The sequence below is a fragment of the Escherichia sp. KCJ4928 genome, assembly GCF_004352695.1.
Classification (GTDB): Bacteria; Pseudomonadota; Gammaproteobacteria; order Enterobacterales; family Enterobacteriaceae; genus ECMA0423.
Genome location: NZ_SJWV01000062.1, coordinates 1 through 22,374 on the forward strand (window position 1 = coordinate 1; position 22,374 = coordinate 22,374).

At 52.7% G+C, this 22,374-nt stretch carries 17 protein-coding genes, 1 pseudogene and 1 other annotated feature; of the genes and pseudogenes, 12 read left to right on the forward strand and 6 right to left on the reverse strand.

Annotated elements, in window-relative coordinates:
• Positions 1-199 precede the first annotated feature (199 nt).
• Positions 200-3,349, reverse strand: coding sequence for an efflux RND transporter permease AcrB (gene acrB / locus E0D98_RS11500; protein WP_001132469.1), 3,150 nt, complete (start codon positions 3,347-3,349; stop codon positions 200-202).
• A 22-nt stretch (positions 3,350-3,371) separates the two neighbouring features.
• Positions 3,372-4,565: a multidrug efflux RND transporter periplasmic adaptor subunit AcrA gene (gene acrA, locus E0D98_RS11505; RefSeq protein ID WP_062872730.1), complete on the reverse strand. Its 1,194-nt coding sequence runs from the start codon at positions 4,563-4,565 to the stop codon at positions 3,372-3,374.
• 141 nt (positions 4,566-4,706) lie between these two features.
• Here acrA and acrR point away from each other — a divergent pair, with 141 nt between their 5' ends.
• From acrR to E0D98_RS28440, 3 genes and pseudogenes are all read left to right on the forward strand, one after another.
• Positions 4,707-5,354, forward strand: coding sequence for a multidrug efflux transporter transcriptional repressor AcrR (gene acrR / locus E0D98_RS11510; RefSeq protein ID WP_047086523.1), 648 nt, complete (start codon positions 4,707-4,709; stop codon positions 5,352-5,354).
• A gap of 127 nt (positions 5,355-5,481) precedes the next feature.
• Positions 5,482-8,844 carry a mechanosensitive channel MscK gene (mscK, locus tag E0D98_RS11515; RefSeq protein ID WP_000177726.1) on the forward strand — a complete coding sequence of 1,121 codons (3,363 nt, stop codon included), beginning with the start codon at positions 5,482-5,484 and terminating at the stop codon, positions 8,842-8,844.
• Between the two features lie 60 nt (positions 8,845-8,904).
• Positions 8,905-9,003: pseudogene (locus E0D98_RS28440) on the forward strand (hypothetical protein); the annotation flags it as partial.
• 52 nt (positions 9,004-9,055) lie between these two features.
• Here E0D98_RS28440 and rsmS read toward each other — a convergent pair.
• Complete coding sequence (rsmS, locus tag E0D98_RS11520) at positions 9,056-9,217, reverse strand: pleiotropic regulatory protein RsmS (RefSeq protein WP_000051146.1); 162 nt, start codon at positions 9,215-9,217, stop codon at positions 9,056-9,058.
• A 13-nt stretch (positions 9,218-9,230) separates the two neighbouring features.
• Complete coding sequence (priC, locus tag E0D98_RS11525; protein ID WP_000844848.1) at positions 9,231-9,758, reverse strand: primosomal replication protein N''; 528 nt, start codon at positions 9,756-9,758, stop codon at positions 9,231-9,233.
• 69 nt (positions 9,759-9,827) lie between these two features.
• Between priC and E0D98_RS11530 the strand changes: the two genes are divergently transcribed.
• The 8 genes from E0D98_RS11530 (at position 9,828) to hemH (ending at position 17,963) form a co-directional block, all read left to right on the forward strand.
• The gene (locus tag E0D98_RS11530) at positions 9,828-10,205 is read left to right on the forward strand and encodes a DUF454 family protein (RefSeq protein WP_001188905.1); all 378 of its coding nucleotides are present in this window, start codon (positions 9,828-9,830) and stop codon (positions 10,203-10,205) included.
• A 152-nt stretch (positions 10,206-10,357) separates the two neighbouring features.
• Positions 10,358-10,909 carry an adenine phosphoribosyltransferase gene (gene apt, locus E0D98_RS11535; RefSeq protein ID WP_000127356.1) on the forward strand — a complete coding sequence of 184 codons (552 nt, stop codon included), beginning with the start codon at positions 10,358-10,360 and terminating at the stop codon, positions 10,907-10,909.
• Positions 10,910-11,037: 128 nt separating this feature from the next.
• Positions 11,038-12,969, forward strand: a complete 1,932-nt coding sequence (dnaX, locus tag E0D98_RS11540; RefSeq protein ID WP_000122008.1) for a DNA polymerase III subunit gamma/tau — start codon at positions 11,038-11,040, stop codon at positions 12,967-12,969.
• Positions 12,302-12,366: a sequence feature (DnaX frameshifting element), on the forward strand. Its footprint overlaps the gene before it by 65 nt.
• A 52-nt stretch (positions 12,970-13,021) precedes the next feature.
• Entirely contained in the window at positions 13,022-13,351 is a 330-nt protein-coding gene (locus E0D98_RS11545; protein WP_000467098.1) for a YbaB/EbfC family nucleoid-associated protein, read from the forward strand.
• Positions 13,351-13,956, forward strand: a complete 606-nt coding sequence (recR, locus tag E0D98_RS11550; RefSeq protein ID WP_001195025.1) for a recombination mediator RecR — start codon at positions 13,351-13,353, stop codon at positions 13,954-13,956. The genes E0D98_RS11545 and recR overlap by 1 nt, the downstream gene beginning before the upstream one ends.
• 109 nt (positions 13,957-14,065) lie before the next feature.
• A complete protein-coding gene (gene htpG, locus E0D98_RS11555) occupies positions 14,066-15,940 on the forward strand; it encodes a molecular chaperone HtpG (protein ID WP_000678208.1) in 1,875 nt (624 codons plus the stop codon).
• 180 nt (positions 15,941-16,120) lie between these two features.
• Entirely contained in the window at positions 16,121-16,765 is a 645-nt protein-coding gene (gene adk, locus E0D98_RS11560; protein ID WP_001220233.1) for an adenylate kinase, read from the forward strand.
• Positions 16,766-17,000: 235 nt separating this feature from the next.
• A complete protein-coding gene (hemH, locus tag E0D98_RS11565) occupies positions 17,001-17,963 on the forward strand; it encodes a ferrochelatase (protein WP_001250120.1) in 963 nt (320 codons plus the stop codon).
• Here hemH and aes read toward each other — a convergent pair.
• Positions 17,960-18,919 (reverse strand): acetyl esterase, encoded by a 960-nt coding sequence (gene aes / locus E0D98_RS11570; protein ID WP_000801838.1) that lies wholly within the window; start codon positions 18,917-18,919, stop codon positions 17,960-17,962. The two genes, hemH and aes, sit on opposite strands and share 4 nt — an antisense overlap.
• Positions 18,920-19,070: 151 nt before the next feature.
• Between aes and gsk the strand changes: the two genes are divergently transcribed.
• Positions 19,071-20,375, forward strand: a complete 1,305-nt coding sequence (gene gsk, locus E0D98_RS11575) for an inosine/guanosine kinase (RefSeq protein ID WP_000671574.1) — start codon at positions 19,071-19,073, stop codon at positions 20,373-20,375.
• 132 nt (positions 20,376-20,507) lie between these two features.
• On the opposite strand, the gene ybaL is transcribed toward gsk, so the two are convergent.
• On the reverse strand, positions 20,508-22,184 hold the full coding sequence (ybaL, locus tag E0D98_RS11580) for a YbaL family putative K(+) efflux transporter (RefSeq protein WP_000546229.1): 1,677 nt from the start codon (positions 22,182-22,184) through the stop codon (positions 20,508-20,510).
• Between the last annotated feature and the right edge of the window lie 190 nt (positions 22,185-22,374).

Below are 22,374 nucleotides of genomic sequence, written 5' to 3' on the forward strand. Positions count from 1 at the left end.
CTAAATGATTATGGATTATTAAATCTATTAGCGCTACTTAATATAAATTAACTAACAATCAGTATTTTTTATGAATTTTATCCGTGGTTAATACTGGTTTTCGTATGAGATCCTGAGTTGGTGGTTCAATTACTCCTTAATGTTCGTAGGTTATGCATAAAAAAGGCCGCTTGCGCGGCCTTAGTGATTACACGTTGTATCAATGATGATCGACAGTATGGCTGTGCTCGATATCTTCATTCTTGCGGCTAAAGCGGCGGCGAACCACAACAAAGAATACCGGAACGAAGAAGATTGCCAGTACCGTTGCGGTCACCATCCCGCCCATTACACCGGTACCTACTGCGTTCTGCGCGCCGGAACCAGCACCAGTACTGATAACCAGCGGCATAACGCCGAGGATAAACGCCAGCGAGGTCATCAGGATCGGACGTAAACGCATCCGCACTGCATCAAGCGTCGCTTCAATCAGACCTTTACCTTCTTTATCCATCAAGTCTTTGGCGAATTCGACGATAAGTATCGCGTTCTTCGCCGACAACCCAATGGTTGTGAGCAGGCCTACCTGGAAGTAAACGTCATTGGTCAGGCCACGGAAGGTGGCAGCCAGCAACGCACCGATAACCCCCAGCGGAACGACCAGCATAACGGAGAACGGAATCGACCAGCTCTCGTACAGCGCCGCCAGACACAGGAATACGACAATCAACGAAATCGCGTACAGTGAAGGTGCCTGGTTGCCGGAGAGGCGTTCCTGATAGGACATCCCCGTCCAGTCATAGCCAACACCGGTAGGCAGTTTGCTCGCCAGTTGTTCCATTAGCTCCATTGCTTCACCGGTACTTTTACCCGGTGCCGCCTGGCCTAAGATTTCCATGGATGGCAGGCCATTGTAACGTTCCAGACGCGGCGAACCGTACTCCCAACGAGAAGAGGAGAATGCCGAGAACGGCACCATCTGACCATCAGCAGCACGAACATACCAGTCGCCGATATCATCCGGCAGCATACGGTATTTCGCTTCTGACATGACGTAAACTTTCTTCACACGACCGCGGTCGATAAAGTCGTTCACATAGCTACCGCCCCATGCAGCGCCCAGAGTGGTGTTAATGTCGTTGATAGAAACACCCAGCGCCTGCGCTTTTTCCTGGTCGATATCAATCTTAAACTGCGGGGTATCTTCCAGACCGTTTGGACGTACGCTGGTCAGCATATCAGGGTGCTTCGCTGCTTCTGCAAGCAGCTGGTTACGCGCCTGAGTCAGTTTTTCGTGACCAAGGCCAGCCTGGTCAATCAGCTCAAAGTCAAAGCCGGTTGCAGTACCCAGTTCCACGATTGCGGGCAGGTTAAAGGCGAAAACCATCGCATCTTTGATTTGCGAGAAAGCGCGTGTTGCACGCATGGTAATCGCTTCAACTTTGTTTTCTTCGCCCGGACGATCGGCCCAGTCCTTCAAGGAAACGAACGCAATACCGGTATTCTGACCACGTCCCGCAAAGCCGAAGCCGTTAACGGCGAACACCGACTCAACGTTGTTCTTTTCTTTGGTCAGATAGTAATGCGTTACCTCATTGAGCACTTTCTGCGTACGTTCCTGCGTTGCACCTGCTGGCAGCTGAACCATGGTCATAAATACGCCCTGGTCCTCATCTGGCAAGAAGGAGCTTGGCAGACGCACGAACAGATAGGCCATGCCGACCACGATGATCAGATACAGCACCAGGTAACGCCCCGTACTGCGCAGAATACCGCCTACGCTGTCGGTGTAGTGGTGCGTGCTCTTCTCGAACATGCGGTTAAACCAGCCGAAGAAGCCTTTTTTACCTTCCCCGTGATCGCCTTTGGCAATCGGTTTCAGCATGGTGGCACAAAGAGCCGGAGTCAGGATCAACGCTACCAGTACCGACAGCGCCATTGCTGAAACAATGGTAATAGAGAACTGACGATAGATAGCACCAGTAGAACCGCCAAAGAAGGCCATCGGTACGAATACCGCCGACAGTACCATCGCGATACCGACCAGAGCGCCCTGAATCTGCCCCATCGACTTACGGGTAGCTTCTTTTGGCGGCAAACCTTCTTCCGCCATAACACGCTCAACGTTTTCTACCACAACGATAGCGTCATCCACCAACAAGCCGATGGCGAGCACCATCCCGAACATTGTTAGCGTGTTTATCGAGAAGCCAAAGGCGGCAAGGACGGCAAAGGTCCCGAGCAATACCACCGGTACGGCAATGGTCGGAATCAACGTCGCGCGGAAGTTCTGCAGGAACAGATACATCACCAGGAACACGAGGATGATCGCTTCGACCAGCGTTTTAACCACTTCGTGAATAGAGATTTTCACGAACGGCGTGGTGTCGTACGGGTAAACAATTTTCAGACCTGACGGGAAGAACGGTTCCATCTTCGCCAGTTCAGCACGGATTGCCGCAGCGGTATCCAGCGCGTTTGCACCGGTCGCCAGCTTGATCCCCAGACCGGAAGCCGGTTGGCCGTTAAACTCTGCGATGATGTCGTAGTTCTCACCACCCAGCTCAATCTTCGCCACATCACGCAGCAGTACGCGGGAACCATCCTGATTCACTTTCAGCAGGATTTTGCCGAACTCTTCAGTAGAGGTCAGACGCGTCTGAGCAATAATAGAGGCGTTAAGCTGTTGGCCTTTCACCGGCGGCGTACCACCGAGCTGACCCGCCGCAACCTGGGCGTTCTGCGCTTTGATGGCGGTAATGACATCAACCGGCGTTAGCTGGAATTTGTTCAGCTCATTCGGGTTCATCCAGATACGCATCGCGTACTGTGAACCGAACAACTGAACATCACCCACGCCCGACGTACGGCTGATGGCATCTTTCATATTCGCCGCTACGTAGTCAGAGATATCCTCCTGCGTCATGGTGCCATCGGTGTTGATAACGCCGACAACCATCAGGAAGCTGCTGGATGATTTCTCAACGCTCACCCCTTGCTGCTGAACTTCTTGCGGCAGCAACGGCATCGCCAGCTGCAGTTTGTTCTGCACCTGAACCTGCGCGATATCCGCATCAGTACCAGACTCAAAGGTCAGGGTGATCTGCACGGTACCCGTGGAGTCACTGTTAGAGGACATGTACATCAGGTTATCGATACCGTTCATATTCTGTTCGATAACCTGTGTCACCGTGTCCTGCACTGTTTTCGCATCAGCGCCGGGGTAGGAGGCGGAGATCGTTACTGCCGGCGGTGCAATCGTAGGATATTGCGCCACCGGCAGTTTGAGGATCGCCAGCCCCCCTGCCAACATGATGATAATGGCGATCACCCACGCAAAAATCGGGCGATCGATAAAGAAATTAGGCATGTCTTAACGGCTCCTGTTTAAGTTAAGACTTGGACTGTTCAGGCTGAGCACCGCTTGCGGCTTGCTGGTTATTATCAGCGGTAACTTCTTGTGCTTTTACCTGGACACCAGGACGCACTTTCTGCAGCCCACTTATTACTACGCGATCGCCTGCTTTCAGACCTTCTGTCACCAGCCACTTATCGCCAATAGCCTGGCTTGCAACGATCGGACGGGGCTCCACTTTGTCATCCGCGCCAACTACCAGTACGGTGGCATCGCCACGCGGCGTACGGGTTACGCCCTGTTGCGGGACTAAAATAGCGTTTGGATTAAGCCCTTCTTCAAGACGTGCGCGCACGAACATACCCGGCAGCAGAGTGTGATCCGGGTTCGGGAAGATAGCGCGTAGGGTGATAGACCCAGTGGTCTGATCAACGGTAACGTCAGAGAATTCCAGCGTACCGTCCTGCGGGAACTTAATGCCGTCACTGGTGATCAGCGACACTTTGGCTTTGCCGTTCTCTTGTTTCAGCGTGCCATTCGCCAGTTCCTGTTTCAGGCGCAGGAAGTCGTTGCTGGACTGGGTCACATCAACGTAGATCGGATCAAGTTGCTGCACGGTTGCCAGCGCAGTCGCCTGACCGTTCTGTACCAATGCGCCTTCCGTCACGTTCGACTTACCAATGCGACCGCTAATCGGAGAGGTGACTTTGGTGTAAGCCAGATTGATTCGCGCAGTTTCAACGGCAGCTTTCGCCGCAGTTACCGCAGCATTCGCCTGTTGCGCATCAGCCAGAGCCTGATCGTACTCTTGCTTACTGATGTACTGAGTACCGAGCAGTTTCTGATAACGATTCACCGTCAATTGCGCGATATTGGCTGCAGCCTGGGCTTTCGCCAGATCACCTTTCGCACTGTCGTATGTCGCCTGATAGGTCGCAGGATCAATCTGATAGAGAGAGACACCTGCTTCGATGTCGCTACCTTCTTTGAAATTACGCTTCAGGATAATCCCGCTAACTTGAGGACGAACTTCTGCGATCCGGTAGGCACTGGTGCGACCCGGAAGCTCGGTTGTGATCTGCAGAGGTTCAGTTTTGACTGTTACTACGCCAACGGCGGGCATCTGCTGGCCACCTTGTTGGGCCTGTTTGTCGTCACATCCTGTTAGGGCTAAGCTGCCTGAGAGCATCAGAACGACCGCCAGAGGCGTAAACCCTCTGTTTTTGTTCATATGTAAACCTCGAGTGTCCGATTTCAAATTGGTCAATGGTCAAAAGTTAATAAACCCATTGCTGCGTTTATATTATCGTCGTGCTATGGTACATACATTCACAAATGTATGTAAATCTAACGCCTGTAAATTCACGAACATATGGCACGAAAAACCAAACAAGAAGCGCAAGAAACGCGCCAACACATCCTCGATGTGGCTCTACGTCTTTTCTCACAGCATGGGGTATCATCCACCTCGCTGGGCGAGATTGCAAAAGCAGCTGGCGTTACGCGCGGTGCAATCTACTGGCATTTTAAAGACAAGTCGGATTTGTTCAGTGAGATCTGGGAACTGTCAGAATCCAATATTGGTGAACTAGAGCTTGAGTATCAGGCAAAATTCCCTGGCGATCCACTCTCAGTATTAAGAGAGATATTAATTCATGTTCTTGAATCCACGGTGACAGAAGAACGACGTCGATTATTGATGGAGATTATATTCCACAAATGCGAATTTGTCGGAGAAATGGCTGTTGTGCAACAGGCACAACGTAATCTCTGTCTGGAAAGTTATGACCGTATAGAACAAACGTTAAAACATTGTATTGAAGCGAAAATGTTGCCTGCGGATTTAATGACGCGTCGGGCAGCAATTATTATGCGCGGCTATATTTCCGGCCTGATGGAAAACTGGCTCTTTGCCCCGCAATCTTTTGATCTTAAAAAAGAAGCCCGCGATTACGTCGCCATCTTACTGGAGATGTATCTCCTGTGCCCCACGCTTCGTAATCCTGCCACTAACGAATAACCCTGAATCTGACTCCAGGATTTTTCCTGGACATTTTCGTCGTTGCTATTCTGGTTCACTGCGTCGTGATATTCTTGCGGTTTGACTTTTTCAGGTCGTTCTTCAGGTTCAGAAACCTTCATTCATCATGACTATGTTCCAGTATTACAAACGATCACGGCATTTTGTTTTTTCAGCATTTATTGCTTTTGTTTTTGTCTTGTTATGCCAGAACACGGCGTTTGCGCGGGCGTCATCGAATGGTGATCTGCCGACAAAAGCGGACCTGCAGGCGCAACTTGACTCACTAAATAAACAAAAAGATCTTTCTGCTCAGGACAAACTGGTGCAGCAGGATCTGACAGATACATTAGCCACCCTCGATAAAATCGATCGCATAAAAGAAGAGACAGTTCAGCTACGGCAAAAAGTCGCTGAAGCGCCGGAAAAAATGCGCCAGGCGACCGCGGCGTTAACAGCACTTAGCGATGTCGATAACGACGAAGAAACGCGCAAAATTCTGAGTACGCTTTCGTTGCGCCAGCTGGAAACTCGCGTTGCCCAGGCGCTGGACGATTTGCAAAACGCACAAAACGATCTGGCGTCTTATAACAGCCAGCTGGTTTCGTTACAGACGCAGCCCGAACGCGTGCAAAATGCGATGTATAACGCTTCGCAGCAGCTGCAACAAATTCGCAGTCGTCTGGATGGGACTGATGTCGGCGAGACTGCCTTACGTCCCAGCCAGAAAGTGTTAATGCAGGCTCAGCAGGCGTTGCTGAATGCGGAGATTGACCAGCAGCGTAAAAGCCTGGAAGGGAACACCGTCTTGCAGGATACCTTGCAAAAGCAACGTGATTACGTGACGGCGAACAGCGCCCGTCTGGAGCACCAGTTGCAGCTGTTGCAAGAAGCGGTAAACAGCAAGCGCCTGACTTTAACTGAAAAAACGGCGCAGGAAGCCGTCTCCCCGGATGAAGCCGCGCGTATTCAGGCTAATCCGCTGGTGAAACAGGAACTGGAAATTAACCAGCAGTTAAGTCAGCGTCTGATTACCGCGACTGAAAACGGTAATCAGTTGATGCAGCAAAACATTAAAGTCAAAAACTGGCTGGAGCGGGCGCTGCAATCGGAACGCAATATTAAAGAGCAGATTGCCGTCCTGAAGGGCAGCCTGCTGTTGTCTCGTATCCTTTACCAGCAACAACAAACGCTGCCCTCGGCGGATGAACTGGAAAACATGACCAACCGCATCGCGGATTTGCGTCTCGAACAGTTTGAAGTTAACCAGCAGCGTGATGCACTCTTCCAGAGCGATGCGTTCGTCAACAAACTGGAAGAAGGTCACACCAACGAAGTCAACAGCGAAGTTCACGATGCGTTATTGCAAGTGGTTGATATGCGTCGCGAATTGCTGGATCAACTCAACAAACAGTTGGGTAACCAGCTGATGATGGCCATTAACCTGCAAATCAACCAGCAGCAGTTAATGAGCGTATCGAAAAACCTGAAATCCATCCTGACTCAGCAAATCTTTTGGGTGAACAGTAACCGTCCAATGGACTGGGACTGGATCAAAGCGTTCCCGCAAAGCCTGAAAGATGAATTTAAGTCGATGAAAATCACGGTGAACTGGGAAAAAGCCTGGCCTGCCGTTTTTATCGCTTTCCTCGCCGGTTTGCCGCTGCTGTTGATTGCCGGGCTGATCCACTGGCGTCTGGGCTGGCTGAAAGCGTATCAACAGAAACTGGCTTCCGCTGTGGGTTCCCTGCGTAACGATAGCCAGCTCAACACACCAAAAGCGATCCTTATCGACCTGATCCGCGCGCTGCCGGTGTGCCTGATTATTCTCGCGGTTGGCCTGATTCTGTTGACCATGCAGCTCAACATCAGCGAACTGCTATGGTCGTTCAGTAAAAAACTGGCGATTTTCTGGCTGGTGTTTGGCCTGTGCTGGAAGGTACTGGAGAAAAATGGCGTTGCCGTGCGTCACTTCGGCATGCCGGAGCAGCAGACCAGCCACTGGCGTCGGCAAATTGTCCGCATCAGTCTCGCGTTGCTGCCTATCCATTTCTGGTCTGTGGTGGCAGAACTTTCCCCGCTGCATCTGATGGATGATGTGCTGGGGCAGGCGATGATTTTCTTCAACCTGCTGCTGATTGCCTTCCTGGTATGGCCAATGTGCCGCGAAAGCTGGCGTGATAAAGAGTCGCACACCATGCGACTGGTCACCATTACCGTGCTGTCGATTATCCCGATTGCATTGATGGTGCTGACTGCCACGGGTTATTTCTACACCACGCTGCGCCTCTCCGGGCGTTGGATTGAAACCGTTTATCTGGTGATCATCTGGAACTTGCTCTACCAGACGGTATTGCGCGGCTTAAGCGTAGCGGCGCGGCGTATCGCCTGGCGTCGTGCGCTGGCGCGTCGGCAGAATCTGGTGAAAGAGGGCGCAGAAGGTGCCGAACCGCCGGAAGAACCCACCATTGCACTGGAACAGGTTAACCAGCAGACGCTGCGTATTACCATGTTGCTGATGTTTGCGCTGTTCGGTGTCATGTTCTGGGCAATTTGGTCCGATTTGATCACCGTGTTCAGCTATCTCGACAGCATCACGCTCTGGCATTACAACGGCACTGAAGCTGGCGCTGCGGTGGTGAAAAACGTCACCATGGGCAGTCTGTTGTTTGCGATTATCGCCTCAATGGTGGCCTGGGCGTTGATTCGCAACCTGCCTGGTTTACTGGAAGTGCTGGTGCTCTCGCGACTGAATATGCGTCAGGGCGCGTCGTATGCCATTACTACCATCCTTAACTACATCATTATTGCCGTTGGTGCGATGACGGTGTTCGGATCGCTGGGCGTCTCGTGGGATAAACTCCAGTGGCTGGCGGCAGCATTATCCGTAGGTCTTGGTTTTGGCTTACAGGAGATCTTCGGTAACTTTGTCTCTGGTTTGATCATCCTGTTCGAACGTCCGGTGCGTATTGGTGATACGGTAACCATTGGTAGCTTCTCGGGGACGGTAAGTAAGATCCGTATTCGTGCGACAACGATTACCGATTTCGATCGCAAAGAAGTGATCATCCCGAACAAAGCGTTTGTTACCGAGCGTCTGATCAACTGGTCGTTGACTGACACTACTACGCGTCTGGTGATCCGTCTCGGCGTGGCCTATGGCTCCGATCTGGAAAAAGTGCGTAAAGTGTTACTGAAGGCGGCGACTGAGCACCCAAGGGTGATGCACGAACCAATGCCGGAAGTCTTCTTTACGGCATTTGGTGCCAGCACGTTGGATCATGAGCTGCGTCTGTATGTGCGTGAACTGCGTGACCGTAGTCGTACTGTCGATGAGCTGAACCGTACTATCGATCAGCTGTGCCGTGAAAACGACATCAACATTGCCTTTAACCAGCTTGAAGTGCATCTGCACAACGAGAAGGGCGATGAGGTGACGGAAGTCAAACGCGACTACAAAGGCGATGACCCGACGCCAGCGGTAGGGTAATAACCAAAGGGGGCGACATTTAGTTGCCCCGAGATTACTGACAAAGTGCGCGTTGTTCATGCCGGATGCGGCGTGACCGCCTTATCCGGCCTACGAAACCGCAAGAATTCAATGTATTGCAGGAGCGGTGTAGGCCTGATAAGCGTAGCGCATCAGGCAGTTTTGCGTTTGCCCACAATCTTAGGGGACATTTAGCGGCCCCATTTATTTCTCACTTTTCCGCCTCATCATCGCGCGTTAATTTCTTTTCATAATCGCGTTTTACAATATCCAGCGCGCGCAGCACGGTGCGGGCTGGGATCTGATTTTCTTCCAGCAGCACAATCAAATCGACAGCCAGTTTGACATCGTCAGGGGCATTTTCCAGTGACATACTCTCTCCATTGCTAGCGGGTTAAGCGCGCTAGCCTGTTTTCGATTTTTTCCAGCGCATGGCGGCAGCGTGCCAGGCGCGCTTCATAGGCTTCCACTTCACGATGCAGCGTTTGCTGTTCCACGAGATCGGTCACCCGCGCCAGGCGGGCTCTGCGTTCGGCAACCATCTCACGTAGCCGCCGCTCAAAATCCTGATGCTGAATACGTTTACGCTGCCAGCGGGCAATTTTCGGTGGCGCACTGTCCCACTCGCGCAATGACCAGGCGGAGGCTTCACGCGCGATGGCTTCCAGTTGTGCCGCCAGATGTTCCGCCAGCCAGGCCACTTGCGGCAGCTGTTGCTGCTCAACTGCATGACGAAGCGCAGCCAGATTATCGCCCGCCTCATCGAGACAAGCCTGCAGTGTTGTCGCACGGGTTTGAAAAAGGTGTCTGTCAAAACGGGCACTTAGCGTGGCAAATTGCGCTACCGGGGCACAACGCTGACGCAGCGTAGCGAGCTGTCCTTCCAGTTTTTCCAGCAGCAGGGCGGTTTTCACGATAAGACCTCAATGAAAATGATAATTGTTATGCTAAAGTAGCCACTCTGTAAGCTGACAACACTCAATATGCAACGAATCATTTTAATCATCATTGGCTGGCTGGCGGTAGTGCTGGGTACGCTGGGCGTGGTATTACCGGTATTACCGACGACGCCGTTTATCCTGCTGGCGGCCTGGTGCTTTGCCCGTTCTTCCCCGCGCTTTCACGCCTGGTTGCTGTACCGCTCATGGTTTGGCAGCTATCTACGTTTCTGGCAGAAACATCATGCGATGCCGCGCGGCGTCAAACCGCGGGCGATTTTGCTTATTTTGCTCACGTTTGCCATTTCTCTGTGGTTCGTCCAGATGCCATGGGTGCGCATCATGTTGCTGGTAATTCTCGCCTGTTTGCTTTTCTATATGTGGCGAATTCCGGTGATTGATGAAAAGCAAGAAAAGCACTGAAGCACAACAATCGCAGTTGCAATTATTGCGTACAGCCAGTACATTCTGGCGTTTTCGAGCACAGGCGCAGGCGGTCAAAGGTTAAACAACTGTTACTTTTGATACGTTTAAAACGCGCCGTGAGTACCACCGTAACAAGCAGGCATACACTTATGACCGCGACTGCACAGCAGCTTGAGTATCTCAAAAATAGCATCAAAAGCATTCAGGACTACCCAAAACCCGGCATTCTTTTCCGCGATGTCACCAGCTTACTGGAAGACCCGAAAGCTTACGCTCTCAGCATCGACTTGCTGGTTGAGCGTTACAAAAATGCGGGCATTACCAAAGTTGTCGGCACCGAAGCGCGTGGCTTCTTGTTTGGCGCTCCGGTAGCTCTGGGTCTGGGCGTTGGCTTTGTACCGGTCCGTAAACCGGGCAAACTGCCGCGTGAAACCATCAGTGAAACTTACGACCTGGAATACGGCACCGATCAGCTGGAGATCCACGTTGATGCCATCAAACCGGGCGACAAAGTTCTGGTGGTGGACGATCTGCTGGCAACCGGCGGCACTATCGAAGCGACCGTTAAACTGATCCGTCGTCTGGGTGGTGAAGTGGCTGACGCTGCGTTCATTATCAACCTGTTCGATCTCGGCGGCGAACAGCGTCTCGAAAAACAGGGCATTACCAGCTACAGCCTTGTCCCGTTCCCGGGCCATTAATTATCGCCAGTCTTGTGCTGCCCACGCTACGGATAGCACAAGATGTGCATTCAGCCTCGCCGTTCTGACGGGGCTGTGTTAGCATTACCCCTTCGTGAATCCACCTTCCAGCGTTTCAGAGCCTGCCAATGAGTTATCAGGTCTTAGCCCGAAAATGGCGCCCACAAACCTTTGCTGACGTCGTCGGCCAGGAACATGTGCTGACCGCACTGGCGAACGGCTTGTCGTTAGGGCGTATTCATCATGCTTATCTTTTTTCCGGTACCCGTGGCGTCGGAAAAACCTCTATCGCCCGACTGCTGGCGAAGGGGCTAAACTGCGAAACCGGCATTACCGCGACGCCGTGCGGCGTGTGCGATAACTGTCGTGAAATCGAGCAGGGGCGCTTTGTCGATCTGATTGAAATCGACGCCGCCTCGCGCACCAAAGTTGAAGATACCCGCGACCTGCTGGATAACGTCCAGTACGCTCCGGCGCGTGGTCGTTTCAAAGTTTATCTGATCGACGAAGTGCATATGCTGTCGCGCCACAGCTTTAACGCACTGTTAAAAACCCTTGAAGAGCCGCCGGAGCACGTTAAGTTTCTGCTGGCGACGACCGATCCACAGAAATTGCCGGTGACGATTTTGTCGCGCTGTTTGCAATTTCATCTCAAGGCGCTGGATGTCGAGCAAATTCGCCATCAACTTGAGCACATCCTCAACGAAGAACATATCGCTCACGAGCCGCGGGCGTTGCAATTGCTGGCGCGCGCCGCTGAAGGCAGCCTGCGAGATGCCTTAAGTCTGACCGACCAGGCGATTGCCAGCGGTGACGGCCAGGTTTCAACCCAGGCAGTCAGTGCGATGCTGGGTACGCTTGACGACGATCAGGCGCTGTCGCTGGTTGAAGCGATGGTCGAGGCCAACGGCGAGCGCGTAATGGCGCTGATTAATGAAGCCGCTGCCCGTGGTATCGAGTGGGAAGCGTTGCTGGTGGAAATGCTCGGCCTGTTGCATCGTATTGCGATGGTACAACTTTCGCCTGCTGCACTTGGCAACGACATGGCCGCCATTGAGCTGCGGATGCGTGAACTGGCGCGCACCATACCGCCGACGGATATTCAGCTTTACTATCAGACGCTGTTGATTGGTCGCAAAGAATTACCGTATGCGCCGGACCGCCGCATGGGCGTTGAGATGACGCTGCTGCGCGCGCTGGCGTTCCATCCACGTATGCCTCTGCCTGAGCCAGAAGTGCCACGCCAGTCCTTTGCGCCCGTCGCGCCAACGGCAGTAATGACGCCAACCCAGGTGCCGCCGCAACCGCAATCAGCGCCGCAGCAGGCACCGACTGTACCGCTCCCGGAAACCACCAGCCAGGTGCTGGCGGCGCGCCAGCAGTTGCAGCGCGTGCAGGGAGCAACCAAAGCAAAAAAGAGTGAACCGGCAGCCGCTACCCGCGCGCGGCCGGTGAATAACGCTGCGCTGGAAAGACTGGCTTCGGTCACCGATCGCGTTCAGGCGCGTCCGGTGCCATCGGCGCTGGAAAAAGCGCCAGCCAAAAAAGAAGCGTATCGCTGGAAGGCTACCACTCCAGTGATGCAGCAAAAAGAAGTGGTCGCCACGCCGAAGGCGCTGAAAAAAGCGCTGGAACATGAAAAAACGCCGGAACTGGCGGCGAAGCTGGCGGCAGAAGCCATTGAGCGCGACGCGTGGGCGGCACAGGTGAGTCAACTTTCGCTACCAAAACTGGTCGAACAGGTGGCCTTAAATGCCTGGAAAGAGGAGAGCGACAACGCAGTATGTCTGCATTTGCGCTCCTCTCAGCGGCATTTGAACAACCGCGGTGCACAGCAAAAACTGGCTGAAGCGTTGAGCACGTTAAAAGGTTCAACGGTTGAACTGACTATCGTTGAAGATGATAATCCCGCGGTGCGTACGCCGCTGGAGTGGCGTCAGGCGATATACGAAGAAAAACTTGCGCAGGCGCGCGAGTCCATTATTGCGGATAATAATATTCAGACCCTGCGTCGGTTCTTCGATGCGGAGCTGGATGAAGAAAGTATCCGCCCCATTTGATCGTAAGCACAGCTTACGTTCGTCATCCTTAACGTGATTGAGAGAGAAACCTATGTTTGGTAAAGGCGGTCTGGGTAACCTGATGAAGCAAGCCCAGCAGATGCAAGAAAAAATGCAGAAAATGCAGGAAGAGATCGCGCAGCTGGAAGTCACCGGCGAATCTGGCGCAGGTCTGGTAAAAGTGACCATCAACGGTGCACACAACTGCCGTCGCGTAGAGATCGACCCGAGCCTGCTGGAAGACGACAAAGAGATGCTGGAAGACCTGGTGGCTGCAGCATTCAACGACGCAGCACGTCGTATTGAAGAAACGCAGAAAGAAAAAATGGCCTCTGTATCCTCCGGAATGCAGCTGCCGCCTGGCTTTAAGATGCCGTTCTGATGCAAACCAGCCCGCTGTTAACACAGCTTATGGAAGCACTGCGCTGTCTGCCGGGCGTTGGCCCGAAGTCGGCGCAGCGTATGGCGTTCACGCTGCTTCAGCGCGATCGTAGCGGCGGGATGCGTCTGGCGCAGGCGCTCACCCGGGCGATGTCGGAAATCGGCCACTGCGCCGATTGCCGCACTTTCACCGAACAGGAAGTCTGTAACATCTGTTCGAATCCGCGTCGTCAGGAAAACGGTCAAATCTGTGTGGTGGAGAGTCCGGCGGACATCTACGCCATTGAGCAGACGGGGCAGTTTTCAGGCCGTTATTTTGTGTTGATGGGGCATCTGTCACCGCTGGACGGCATCGGTCCGGATGATATCGGGCTTGATCGTCTGGAACAGCGTCTGGCAGAGGAAAAAATCACTGAAGTGATCCTCGCCACCAATCCCACGGTTGAAGGTGAAGCTACCGCTAACTACATTGCCGAGCTTTGCGCGCAATATGACGTGGAAGCCAGCCGAATCGCTCATGGCGTACCGGTTGGCGGCGAACTGGAAATGGTCGATGGCACCACGCTGTCACACTCCCTTGCCGGGCGTCATAAGATTCGTTTTTAAGCAAACGAGAGCAGGATCACCTGCTCTCGCTTGAAATTATTCTCCCTTGTCCCCATCTCTCCCTCATCCTGTTTTTAACCTTAAAATGGCATTATTGAGGTAGACCTACATGAAAGGACAAGAAACTCGTGGTTTTCAGTCAGAAGTGAAACAGCTTCTGCACCTGATGATCCATTCTCTCTATTCCAATAAAGAAATCTTCCTGCGTGAGCTTATCTCTAACGCCTCCGATGCGGCGGACAAGCTGCGTTTCCGTGCGCTATCTAACCCGGACCTGTACGAAGGTGATGGCGAACTGCGCGTTCGTGTCTCTTTCGATAAAGACAAGCGCACGCTGACCATCTCCGATAACGGCGTGGGGATGACCCGCGACGAAGTGATTGACCATCTGGGGACTATCGCTAAATCCGGTACCAAATCATTCCTCGAATCCCTGGGTTCTGACCAGGCGAAAGACAGCCAGCTGATCGGTCAGTTTGGTGTTGGTTTCTACTCTGCGTTTATCGTGGCCGACAAAGTGACCGTGCGTACTCGCGCGGCAGGCGAAAAACCAGAAAACGGCGTCTTCTGGGAATCGGCTGGCGAAGGTGAATATACCGTTGCCGACATCACCAAAGAAGATCGTGGTACTGAAATCACCCTGCATCTGCGTGAAGGCGAAGACGAGTTCCTCGATGACTGGCGCGTGCGTTCCATCATCAGCAAATACTCCGACCATATCGCGCTGCCGGTAGAGATCGAAAAACGCGAAGAGAAAGACGGCGAAACCGTTATCTCCTGGGAGAAAATCAACAAAGCGCAGGCGCTGTGGACTCGTAACAAGTCGGAAATCACCGATGAAGAGTACAAAGAGTTCTACAAACACATCGCCCACGACTTTAATGATCCGCTGACCTGGAGCCACAACCGCGTTGAAGGTAAGCAGGAGTACACCAGCCTGCTGTACATCCCGTCCCAGGCTCCGTGGGATATGTGGAACCGCGATCATAAACACGGCCTGAAACTGTACGTCCAGCGTGTGTTCATCATGGACGACGCAGAACAGTTCATGCCGAACTATCTGCGCTTCGTGCGTGGTCTGATTGACTCCAGCGATCTGCCGCTGAACGTTTCCCGTGAAATCCTCCAGGACAGCACGGTAACGCGTAACCTGCGCAATGCGCTGACCAAGCGTGTGCTGCAAATGCTGGAAAAACTGGCGAAAGACGACGCGGAAAAATACCAGACCTTCTGGCAACAGTTTGGCCTGGTACTGAAAGAAGGTCCGGCGGAAGATTTCGCTAACCAGGAAGCGATCGCCAAACTGCTGCGTTTTGCTTCTACTTATACCGATTCTTCTGCGCAGACCGTGTCTCTGGAAGACTACGTTTCCCGCATGAAAGAAGGGCAGGAGAAAATCTACTACATCACTGCAGACAGCTATGCGGCAGCGAAGAGCAGCCCACACCTGGAACTGCTGCGTAAGAAAGGCATCGAAGTTCTGCTGCTTTCCGACCGCATCGATGAGTGGATGATGAACTATCTGACTGAGTTCGACGGTAAACCGTTCCAGTCGGTGTCTAAAGTTGACGAGTCGCTGGAAAAACTGGCTGACGAAGTTGATGAGAGCGCGAAAGAAGCGGAGAAAGCACTGACTCCGTTCATCGACCGTGTGAAAGCCCTGCTCGGCGAGCGCGTGAAAGATGTCCGTCTGACTCACCGTCTGACCGATACGCCAGCGATCGTTTCGACCGACGCGGACGAAATGAGCACTCAGATGGCGAAACTGTTCGCTGCGGCGGGCCAGAAAGTGCCAGAAGTGAAATACATCTTCGAACTGAACCCGGATCACGTACTGGTGAAACGTGCGGCAGATACTGAAGATGAAGCGAAGTTCAGCGAGTGGGTAGAACTGCTGCTGGATCAGGCGCTGCTGGCAGAACGCGGCACGCTGGAAGATCCGAACCTGTTTATTCGTCGTATGAACCAGCTGCTGGTTTCCTGATGTCATGCCGGATGACCTTTGTGTCATCCGGCATTTTTCTTTTCATCATCTGCACTTTCCGCAAATTATCTCGCCATTAACCGTTTCAGCCTCAGGTGCCTTTCTTGAGGCAATCGCCTGTTGGTGGTATCGTTTATCGCTTTTTCAAAAAATTCGACACATTTTAAGGGGATTTTCGCAATGCGTATCATTCTGCTTGGCGCTCCGGGCGCGGGGAAAGGGACTCAGGCTCAGTTCATCATGGAGAAATATGGTATTCCGCAAATCTCCACTGGCGATATGCTGCGTGCTGCGGTCAAATCTGGCTCCGAGCTGGGTAAACAAGCAAAAGACATTATGGATGCTGGCAAACTGGTCACCGACGAACTGGTGATCGCGCTGGTTAAAGAGCGCATTGCTCAGGAAGACTGCCGTAATGGTTTCCTGTTGGACGGCTTCCCGCGTACCATTCCGCAGGCAGACGCGATGAAAGAAGCGGGCATCAATGTTGATTACGTTCTGGAATTCGACGTACCGGACGAACTGATTGTTGATCGTATCGTAGGCCGCCGCGTTCATGCGCCGTCTGGTCGTGTTTATCACGTTAAATTCAATCCGCCGAAAGTAGAAGGCAAAGACGACGTTACCGGTGAAGAACTGACTACCCGTAAAGACGATCAGGAAGAAACCGTGCGTAAACGTCTGGTTGAATACCATCAGATGACTGCACCGCTGATCGGCTACTACTCCAAAGAAGCGGAAGCGGGTAACACCAAATACGCGAAAGTTGACGGCACCAAGCCGGTTGCTGAAGTTCGCGCTGATCTGGAAAAAATCCTCGGCTAATTCGAAAGCGCGCACGGACAGTCCCCTCGCCCCCTCGGGGAGAGGGTTAGGGTGAGGGGAACAGGCCCGCACAAGCAAACTTATCAGCAATCTCAGGCCGGATATTCATTCGGCCTTTTACAAAAACCTCAATCTGCGCTATTCCTTTTTCTGATTTGACCTCTTACAGCAATTAGTTCTTCTTCTTCACTTTTCCGCTACAATTATCAACAAGTTGAATCGATAAGAGGCGGTAATGCGTCAGACTAAAACCGGTATCCTGCTGGCAAACCTGGGTACGCCCGATGCCCCCACACCTGAAGCGGTAAAACGCTATCTGAAACAATTTTTAAGCGACAGACGCGTGGTTGATACCTCACGGTTGTTATGGTGGCCATTGCTGCGCGGCGTGATTTTGCCGCTGCGCTCGCCGCGTGTGGCGAAGCTGTATGCCTCTGTCTGGATGGAAGGTGGCTCGCCGCTGATGGTTTACAGCCGCCAGCAACAGCAGGCGCTGGCACAACGTTTACCGGAGACGCCCGTAGCGCTGGGAATGAGCTACGGCTCGCCATCACTGGAAAGCGCCGTAAATGAACTCCTGGCAGAGCATGTAGATCATATTGTGGTGCTGCCGCTTTATCCGCAATTCTCCTGTTCTACGGTCGGTGCGGTATGGGATGAACTGGCACGCATTCTGGCGCGCAAACGTAGCATTCCGGGGATATCGTTTATTCGTGATTACGCCGATAACCACGATTACATTAATGCACTGGCGAACAGCGTACGCGCTTCTTTTGCCAAACATGGCGAACCGGATCTGCTGCTGCTCTCTTATCATGGCATTCCTCAGCGTTATGCAGATGAAGGCGATGATTACCCGCAACGTTGCCGCACAACGACTCGCGAACTGGCTTCCGCACTGGGGATGGCACCGGAAAAAGTGATGATGACCTTTCAGTCGCGCTTTGGCCGGGAACCCTGGCTGATGCCTTATACCGACGAAACGCTGAAAATGCTCGGAGAAAAAGGCGTAGGTCATATTCAGGTGATGTGCCCGGGCTTTGCTGCGGATTGTCTGGAGACGCTGGAAGAGATTGCCGAGCAAAACCGTGAGGTCTTCCTCGGTGCCGGCGGGAAAAAATATGAATATATTCCGGCGCTTAATGCCACGCCGGAACATATCGAAATGATGGCCAATCTTGTTGCCGCGTATCGCTAAAGCTGAGCGGTAAAGAACTGAGCGCCGTCGCGAAGAGCCTCGTCGGCGGTTTTCATCATCCGTGAATAATGCAAAAAGGCATGCAGCGTACCTGGGTAGAGTTTGAACTCACAGGGCTGCTGATGCGCCGCTAACGTCTGGTAAAGCAGACGGCTGTCATCCAGCAGCGGATCGAACTCCGCCCCGGCAATAAAACAGGGCGGAACTTCGCGAGTGAGATCATTATTAAACAGACAGTAATACGGTGACTCGCGGTCCGCGTCGTTGCTTAAATACGCCTCTTCATACATCTGCAAATCCTGTTGCGTTAAGCCATCCCAGACACCGCCCAACAGACGACGAGTCACGGAATCCCGTAATCCGTAAAGCCCATACCACAGCAAAACACCCGCAATTTTACCGCAATCGATCTGTTTATCACGCAACCACAACGCACTGGCGAGCGCCAGCATGGCACCTGCGGAATCACCGGCAAAGCCAATGCGGGACATATTGATTTGATAATCCTCCGCCTGCTGGTGGAAATAACAACAAGCAGCCACAATTTCCTCTATCGCTTGCGGAAAACGCGCTTCAGGTGAAAGGGTGTAATCAATGCCAATCACCGTACATTGGCTGTAGCTTGCCAGCAGGCGCATGATGCGATCGTGGGTATCGAGATTGCCGAGAATAAAACCGCCTCCATGCAAATAAAATAGCGTCGCCGGGCTATCTGGCTGCGGACAAAAGAGACGTGTTTCCACCTGCCCATATTTTGTTGGAACCATGTAAGCTCTGGTTGCCATTTCTGGAGCGCCCGCATTCCAGAATCGGCGCTCAAGCGTGTAATACTGTCGTTGCTCAGCAATCGTTCCCGTTGCGGGCCAGGACGGTAAATCCGGCTGAAGAGTATTCACAACGGTCTTCATTTCAGCAGAAATAAGGTCCAGAACAGGTAGTTTGTTTTCCGGCTTCATACAAAAACTCCTTTCAAATTACGTCATTGTAAGGAACCACTGCCATGAAAATGCGATCCCGCCTGCTGATATTGAAACTGGCTGCGTCTCGCGCGCTCCCGTCAGATTGTGTTAACATTCGCCGCTCAGTTAACCACCCGTAAAAACAACCATGAAATTTCCCGGTAAACGTAAATCCAAACATTACTTCCCTGTAAATGCACGCGATCCGCTGCTTCAGCAATTCCAGCCAGAAAACGAAACCAGCGCCGCCTGGGTCGTAGGTATTGACCAGACGCTGGTCGATATTGAAGCGAAAGTGGATGATGAATTCATTGAGCGTTATGGATTAAGCGCCGGGCATTCACTGGTGATTGAGGATGACGTAGCCGAAGCGCTTTATCAGGAGCTAAAACAGAAAAACCTGATTACCCATCAGTTTGCGGGTGGCACCATTGGTAACACCATGCACAACTACTCGGTGCTCGCGGACGACCGTTCGGTGCTGCTGGGCGTCATGTGCAGCAATATTGAAATTGGCAGTTATGCCTATCGTTACCTGTGTAACACTTCCAGCCGTACCGATCTTAACTATCTACAAGGCGTGGATGGCCCGATTGGTCGTTGCTTTACGCTGATTGGCGAGTCCGGGGAACGTACCTTTGCTATCAGTCCAGGCCACATGAACCAGCTGCGGGCTGAAAGCATTCCGGAAGATGTGATTGCCGGAGCCTCGGCACTGGTTCTCACCTCTTATCTGGTGCGTTGCAAACCGGGTGAACCCATGCCGGAAGCAACCATGAAAGCCATTGAGTACGCGAAGAAATATAACGTACCGGTGGTGCTGACGCTGGGCACCAAGTTTGTCATTGCCGAGAATCCGCAGTGGTGGCAGCAATTCCTCAAAGACCACGTTTCTATCCTTGCGATGAACGAAGATGAAGCCGAAGCGTTGACCGGAGAAAGCGATCCGTTGTTGGCATCTGACAAGGCGCTGGACTGGGTAGATCTGGTGCTGTGCACCGCCGGGCCAATCGGCTTGTATATGGCGGGCTTTACCGAAGACGAAGCGAAACGTAAAACCCAGCATCCGCTGCTGCCGGGCGCTATAGCGGAATTCAACCAGTATGAGTTTAGCCGCGCCATGCGCCACAAGGATTGCCAGAATCCGCTGCGTGTATATTCGCACATTGCGCCGTACATGGGCGGGCCGGAAAAAATCATGAACACTAATGGAGCGGGGGATGGCGCATTGGCAGCGTTGCTGCATGACATTACCGCCAACAGCTACCATCGTAGCAACGTACCAAACTCCAGCAAACATAAATTCACCTGGTTAACTTATTCATCGTTAGCGCAGGTGTGTAAATATGCTAACCGTGTGAGCTATCAGGTACTGAACCAGCATTCACCTCGTTTAACGCGCGGCTTGCCGGAGCGTGAAGACAGCCTGGAAGAGTCTTACTGGGATCGTTAAGTTATCGTCGGTTCGTAGGCCAGATAAGGCGTTCACGCCGCATCTGGCATTTGGCTCTCGATGCCCGATGCGACGCTGGCGCGTCTTATCATGCCTACATATTTTTCATATTTTACATCCGGCAACCACCGTTTACCCCGTCACCACTTCACCCGCCGGTGGCGTTTCCAGCAGTTCCAGCATAGTACGGGCAATTTCACGTTCACCCATCACTACCTGATTCGCGCCACGTTCGGTGATATACGTCACTTCATCGTCATAATGGGCGCGGGCGATAATCTCAATATCCGGGTTTTTCGCGCGGGCAGACGCCACAATCTCACCCGCTTCATAACCGTTGGGGATCGTCAGGATCAGCCATTTTGCACATTCCAGATGCGCCAGTTGCATAATTTCTTCGTTCGCTGCATTGCCCAATACAGCGCGGACCCCACGCTCTCGCAGCTCATCAACACGGGTTCGTGACGTCTCAATCACCACCAGCGGAATATCAGAGGCGAGCAATTTCTCCCCCAGCAGGCTGCCTACACGACCGTAACCCACCAATAGCGCATGGTTGCAAATATCCACTGGGATCTGTTTCTCTTCTTCGATTGCCTCTTCCAGCGTCTGCTCTTCCAGCGTTTCGGTCTTCGCCAGATATTTCTCCAGTAGTGCGAACAGTACCGGGTTGAGCATAATCGACAGGATCGCCCCTGCCAGTACCAGGTTTTGTCCGGCCTGCGGCAGTAAATTCAATGCCATTCCCAGTCCCGCCAGGATAAACGCGAACTCACCAATCTGCGCCAGGCTGGCGGCGATGGTTAATGCCGTACGTTGGGAGTGACCAAACAGTCGCACCAGGAAAAATGCGGCTAACGACTTACCAAACAGAATAATCGCCAGCGTCGCCAGCACTGCCAGCGGTTGCTGAATCAGAATTAACGGATCAAACAACATCCCGACGGAGACAAAAAACAGCACCGCAAACGCGTCGCGCAATGGCAGCGTATCGTGGGCGGCACGGTGACTCAGTTCAGACTCGTTCAGTACCATCCCGGCAAAGAACGCACCGAGTGCAAAGGAGACATCAAACAGCTCTACCGCACCAAAGGCAATCCCTAACGCCAGCGCCAGCACCGACAGGGTAAACAGCTCGCGAGAACCGGTTGCCGCGCTGCGTGCCATAATCCACGGCACCAGACGGCGACCTACCAGCATCATAATGGCGATAAATGCGATCACTTTGCCGATGGTGATCCCCATATCGACTGCAAGAGTGGCAAAGCCCACATCGCCCTGTTCCATCATTCCTGCCACTGCGGGCAGCAACACCAGCGTCAGAACCATTACCAGGTCTTCCACAATCAACCAACCGATGGCGATTTGCCCACGCTGACTGTCAATTAATTGCCGTTCTTCAAGTGCGCGCAGTAACACCACGGTACTGGCGGTGGAAAGACATAAACCGAACACGATACCGGTCATTAACGACCAGCCCAGCACGGCAGAGAGCGCCATACCCAGCAGCGTCGCCACGGCTATCTGGGCGATCGCACCGGGAATGGCGATGGCCTTTACCGCCATCAAATCCTTCAGCGAAAAATGCAAACCGACGCCGAACATCAGCAAAATAACGCCCAGTTCAGCCAGTTCCGGCGCAAGCTTGGTATCGGCAACAAAGCCCGGAGTGAATGGTCCTGCCAGCACACCCGCTAACAGATATCCCACCAGAGGAGAAATACGTAGTTTATTGGCCAGCATGCCGAGGATAAAGGCGAGCACAAGGCCGCCAACAATGGTGGTGATAAGCGGGGTGGCGTGATGCATTCCGTCTCCTTTTCCTGGTGGTTATTGTCCATTTTTGGCCGGGGAAACCAAAATTACAGGTAATAGTTTATGACAATTTCATTGATGATGTTCATGAATAATTATTGAATTTTGCAGAAAAATGGAATTAGCTGCAAAAAAAGCACGGATCGGAAAACAGAAGGCGGTTTAACAGAGGAAAGGCTTATGG

What these genes read in the sequence shown, in the direction of transcription:
- acrB (WP_001132469.1), bottom strand. Translation starts at nt 3,349, where the DNA reads ATGCCTAATTTCTTTATCGATCGCCCGATTTTTGCGTGGGTGATCGCC.
- acrA (WP_062872730.1), bottom strand. Translation starts at nt 4,565, where the DNA reads ATGAACAAAAACAGAGGGTTTACGCCTCTGGCGGTCGTTCTGATGCTC.
- acrR (WP_047086523.1), top strand. Translation starts at nt 4,707, where the DNA reads ATGGCACGAAAAACCAAACAAGAAGCGCAAGAAACGCGCCAACACATC.
- mscK (WP_000177726.1), top strand. Translation starts at nt 5,482, where the DNA reads ATGACTATGTTCCAGTATTACAAACGATCACGGCATTTTGTTTTTTCA.
- rsmS (WP_000051146.1), bottom strand. Translation starts at nt 9,217, where the DNA reads ATGTCACTGGAAAATGCCCCTGACGATGTCAAACTGGCTGTCGATTTG.
- E0D98_RS11530 (WP_001188905.1), top strand. Translation starts at nt 9,828, where the DNA reads ATGCAACGAATCATTTTAATCATCATTGGCTGGCTGGCGGTAGTGCTG.
- apt (WP_000127356.1), top strand. Translation starts at nt 10,358, where the DNA reads ATGACCGCGACTGCACAGCAGCTTGAGTATCTCAAAAATAGCATCAAA.
- dnaX (WP_000122008.1), top strand. Translation starts at nt 11,038, where the DNA reads ATGAGTTATCAGGTCTTAGCCCGAAAATGGCGCCCACAAACCTTTGCT.
- E0D98_RS11545 (WP_000467098.1), top strand. Translation starts at nt 13,022, where the DNA reads ATGTTTGGTAAAGGCGGTCTGGGTAACCTGATGAAGCAAGCCCAGCAG.
- recR (WP_001195025.1), top strand. Translation starts at nt 13,351, where the DNA reads ATGCAAACCAGCCCGCTGTTAACACAGCTTATGGAAGCACTGCGCTGT.
- htpG (WP_000678208.1), top strand. Translation starts at nt 14,066, where the DNA reads ATGAAAGGACAAGAAACTCGTGGTTTTCAGTCAGAAGTGAAACAGCTT.
- adk (WP_001220233.1), top strand. Translation starts at nt 16,121, where the DNA reads ATGCGTATCATTCTGCTTGGCGCTCCGGGCGCGGGGAAAGGGACTCAG.
- hemH (WP_001250120.1), top strand. Translation starts at nt 17,001, where the DNA reads ATGCGTCAGACTAAAACCGGTATCCTGCTGGCAAACCTGGGTACGCCC.
- aes (WP_000801838.1), bottom strand. Translation starts at nt 18,919, where the DNA reads ATGAAGCCGGAAAACAAACTACCTGTTCTGGACCTTATTTCTGCTGAA.
- gsk (WP_000671574.1), top strand. Translation starts at nt 19,071, where the DNA reads ATGAAATTTCCCGGTAAACGTAAATCCAAACATTACTTCCCTGTAAAT.
- ybaL (WP_000546229.1), bottom strand. Translation starts at nt 22,184, where the DNA reads ATGCATCACGCCACCCCGCTTATCACCACCATTGTTGGCGGCCTTGTG.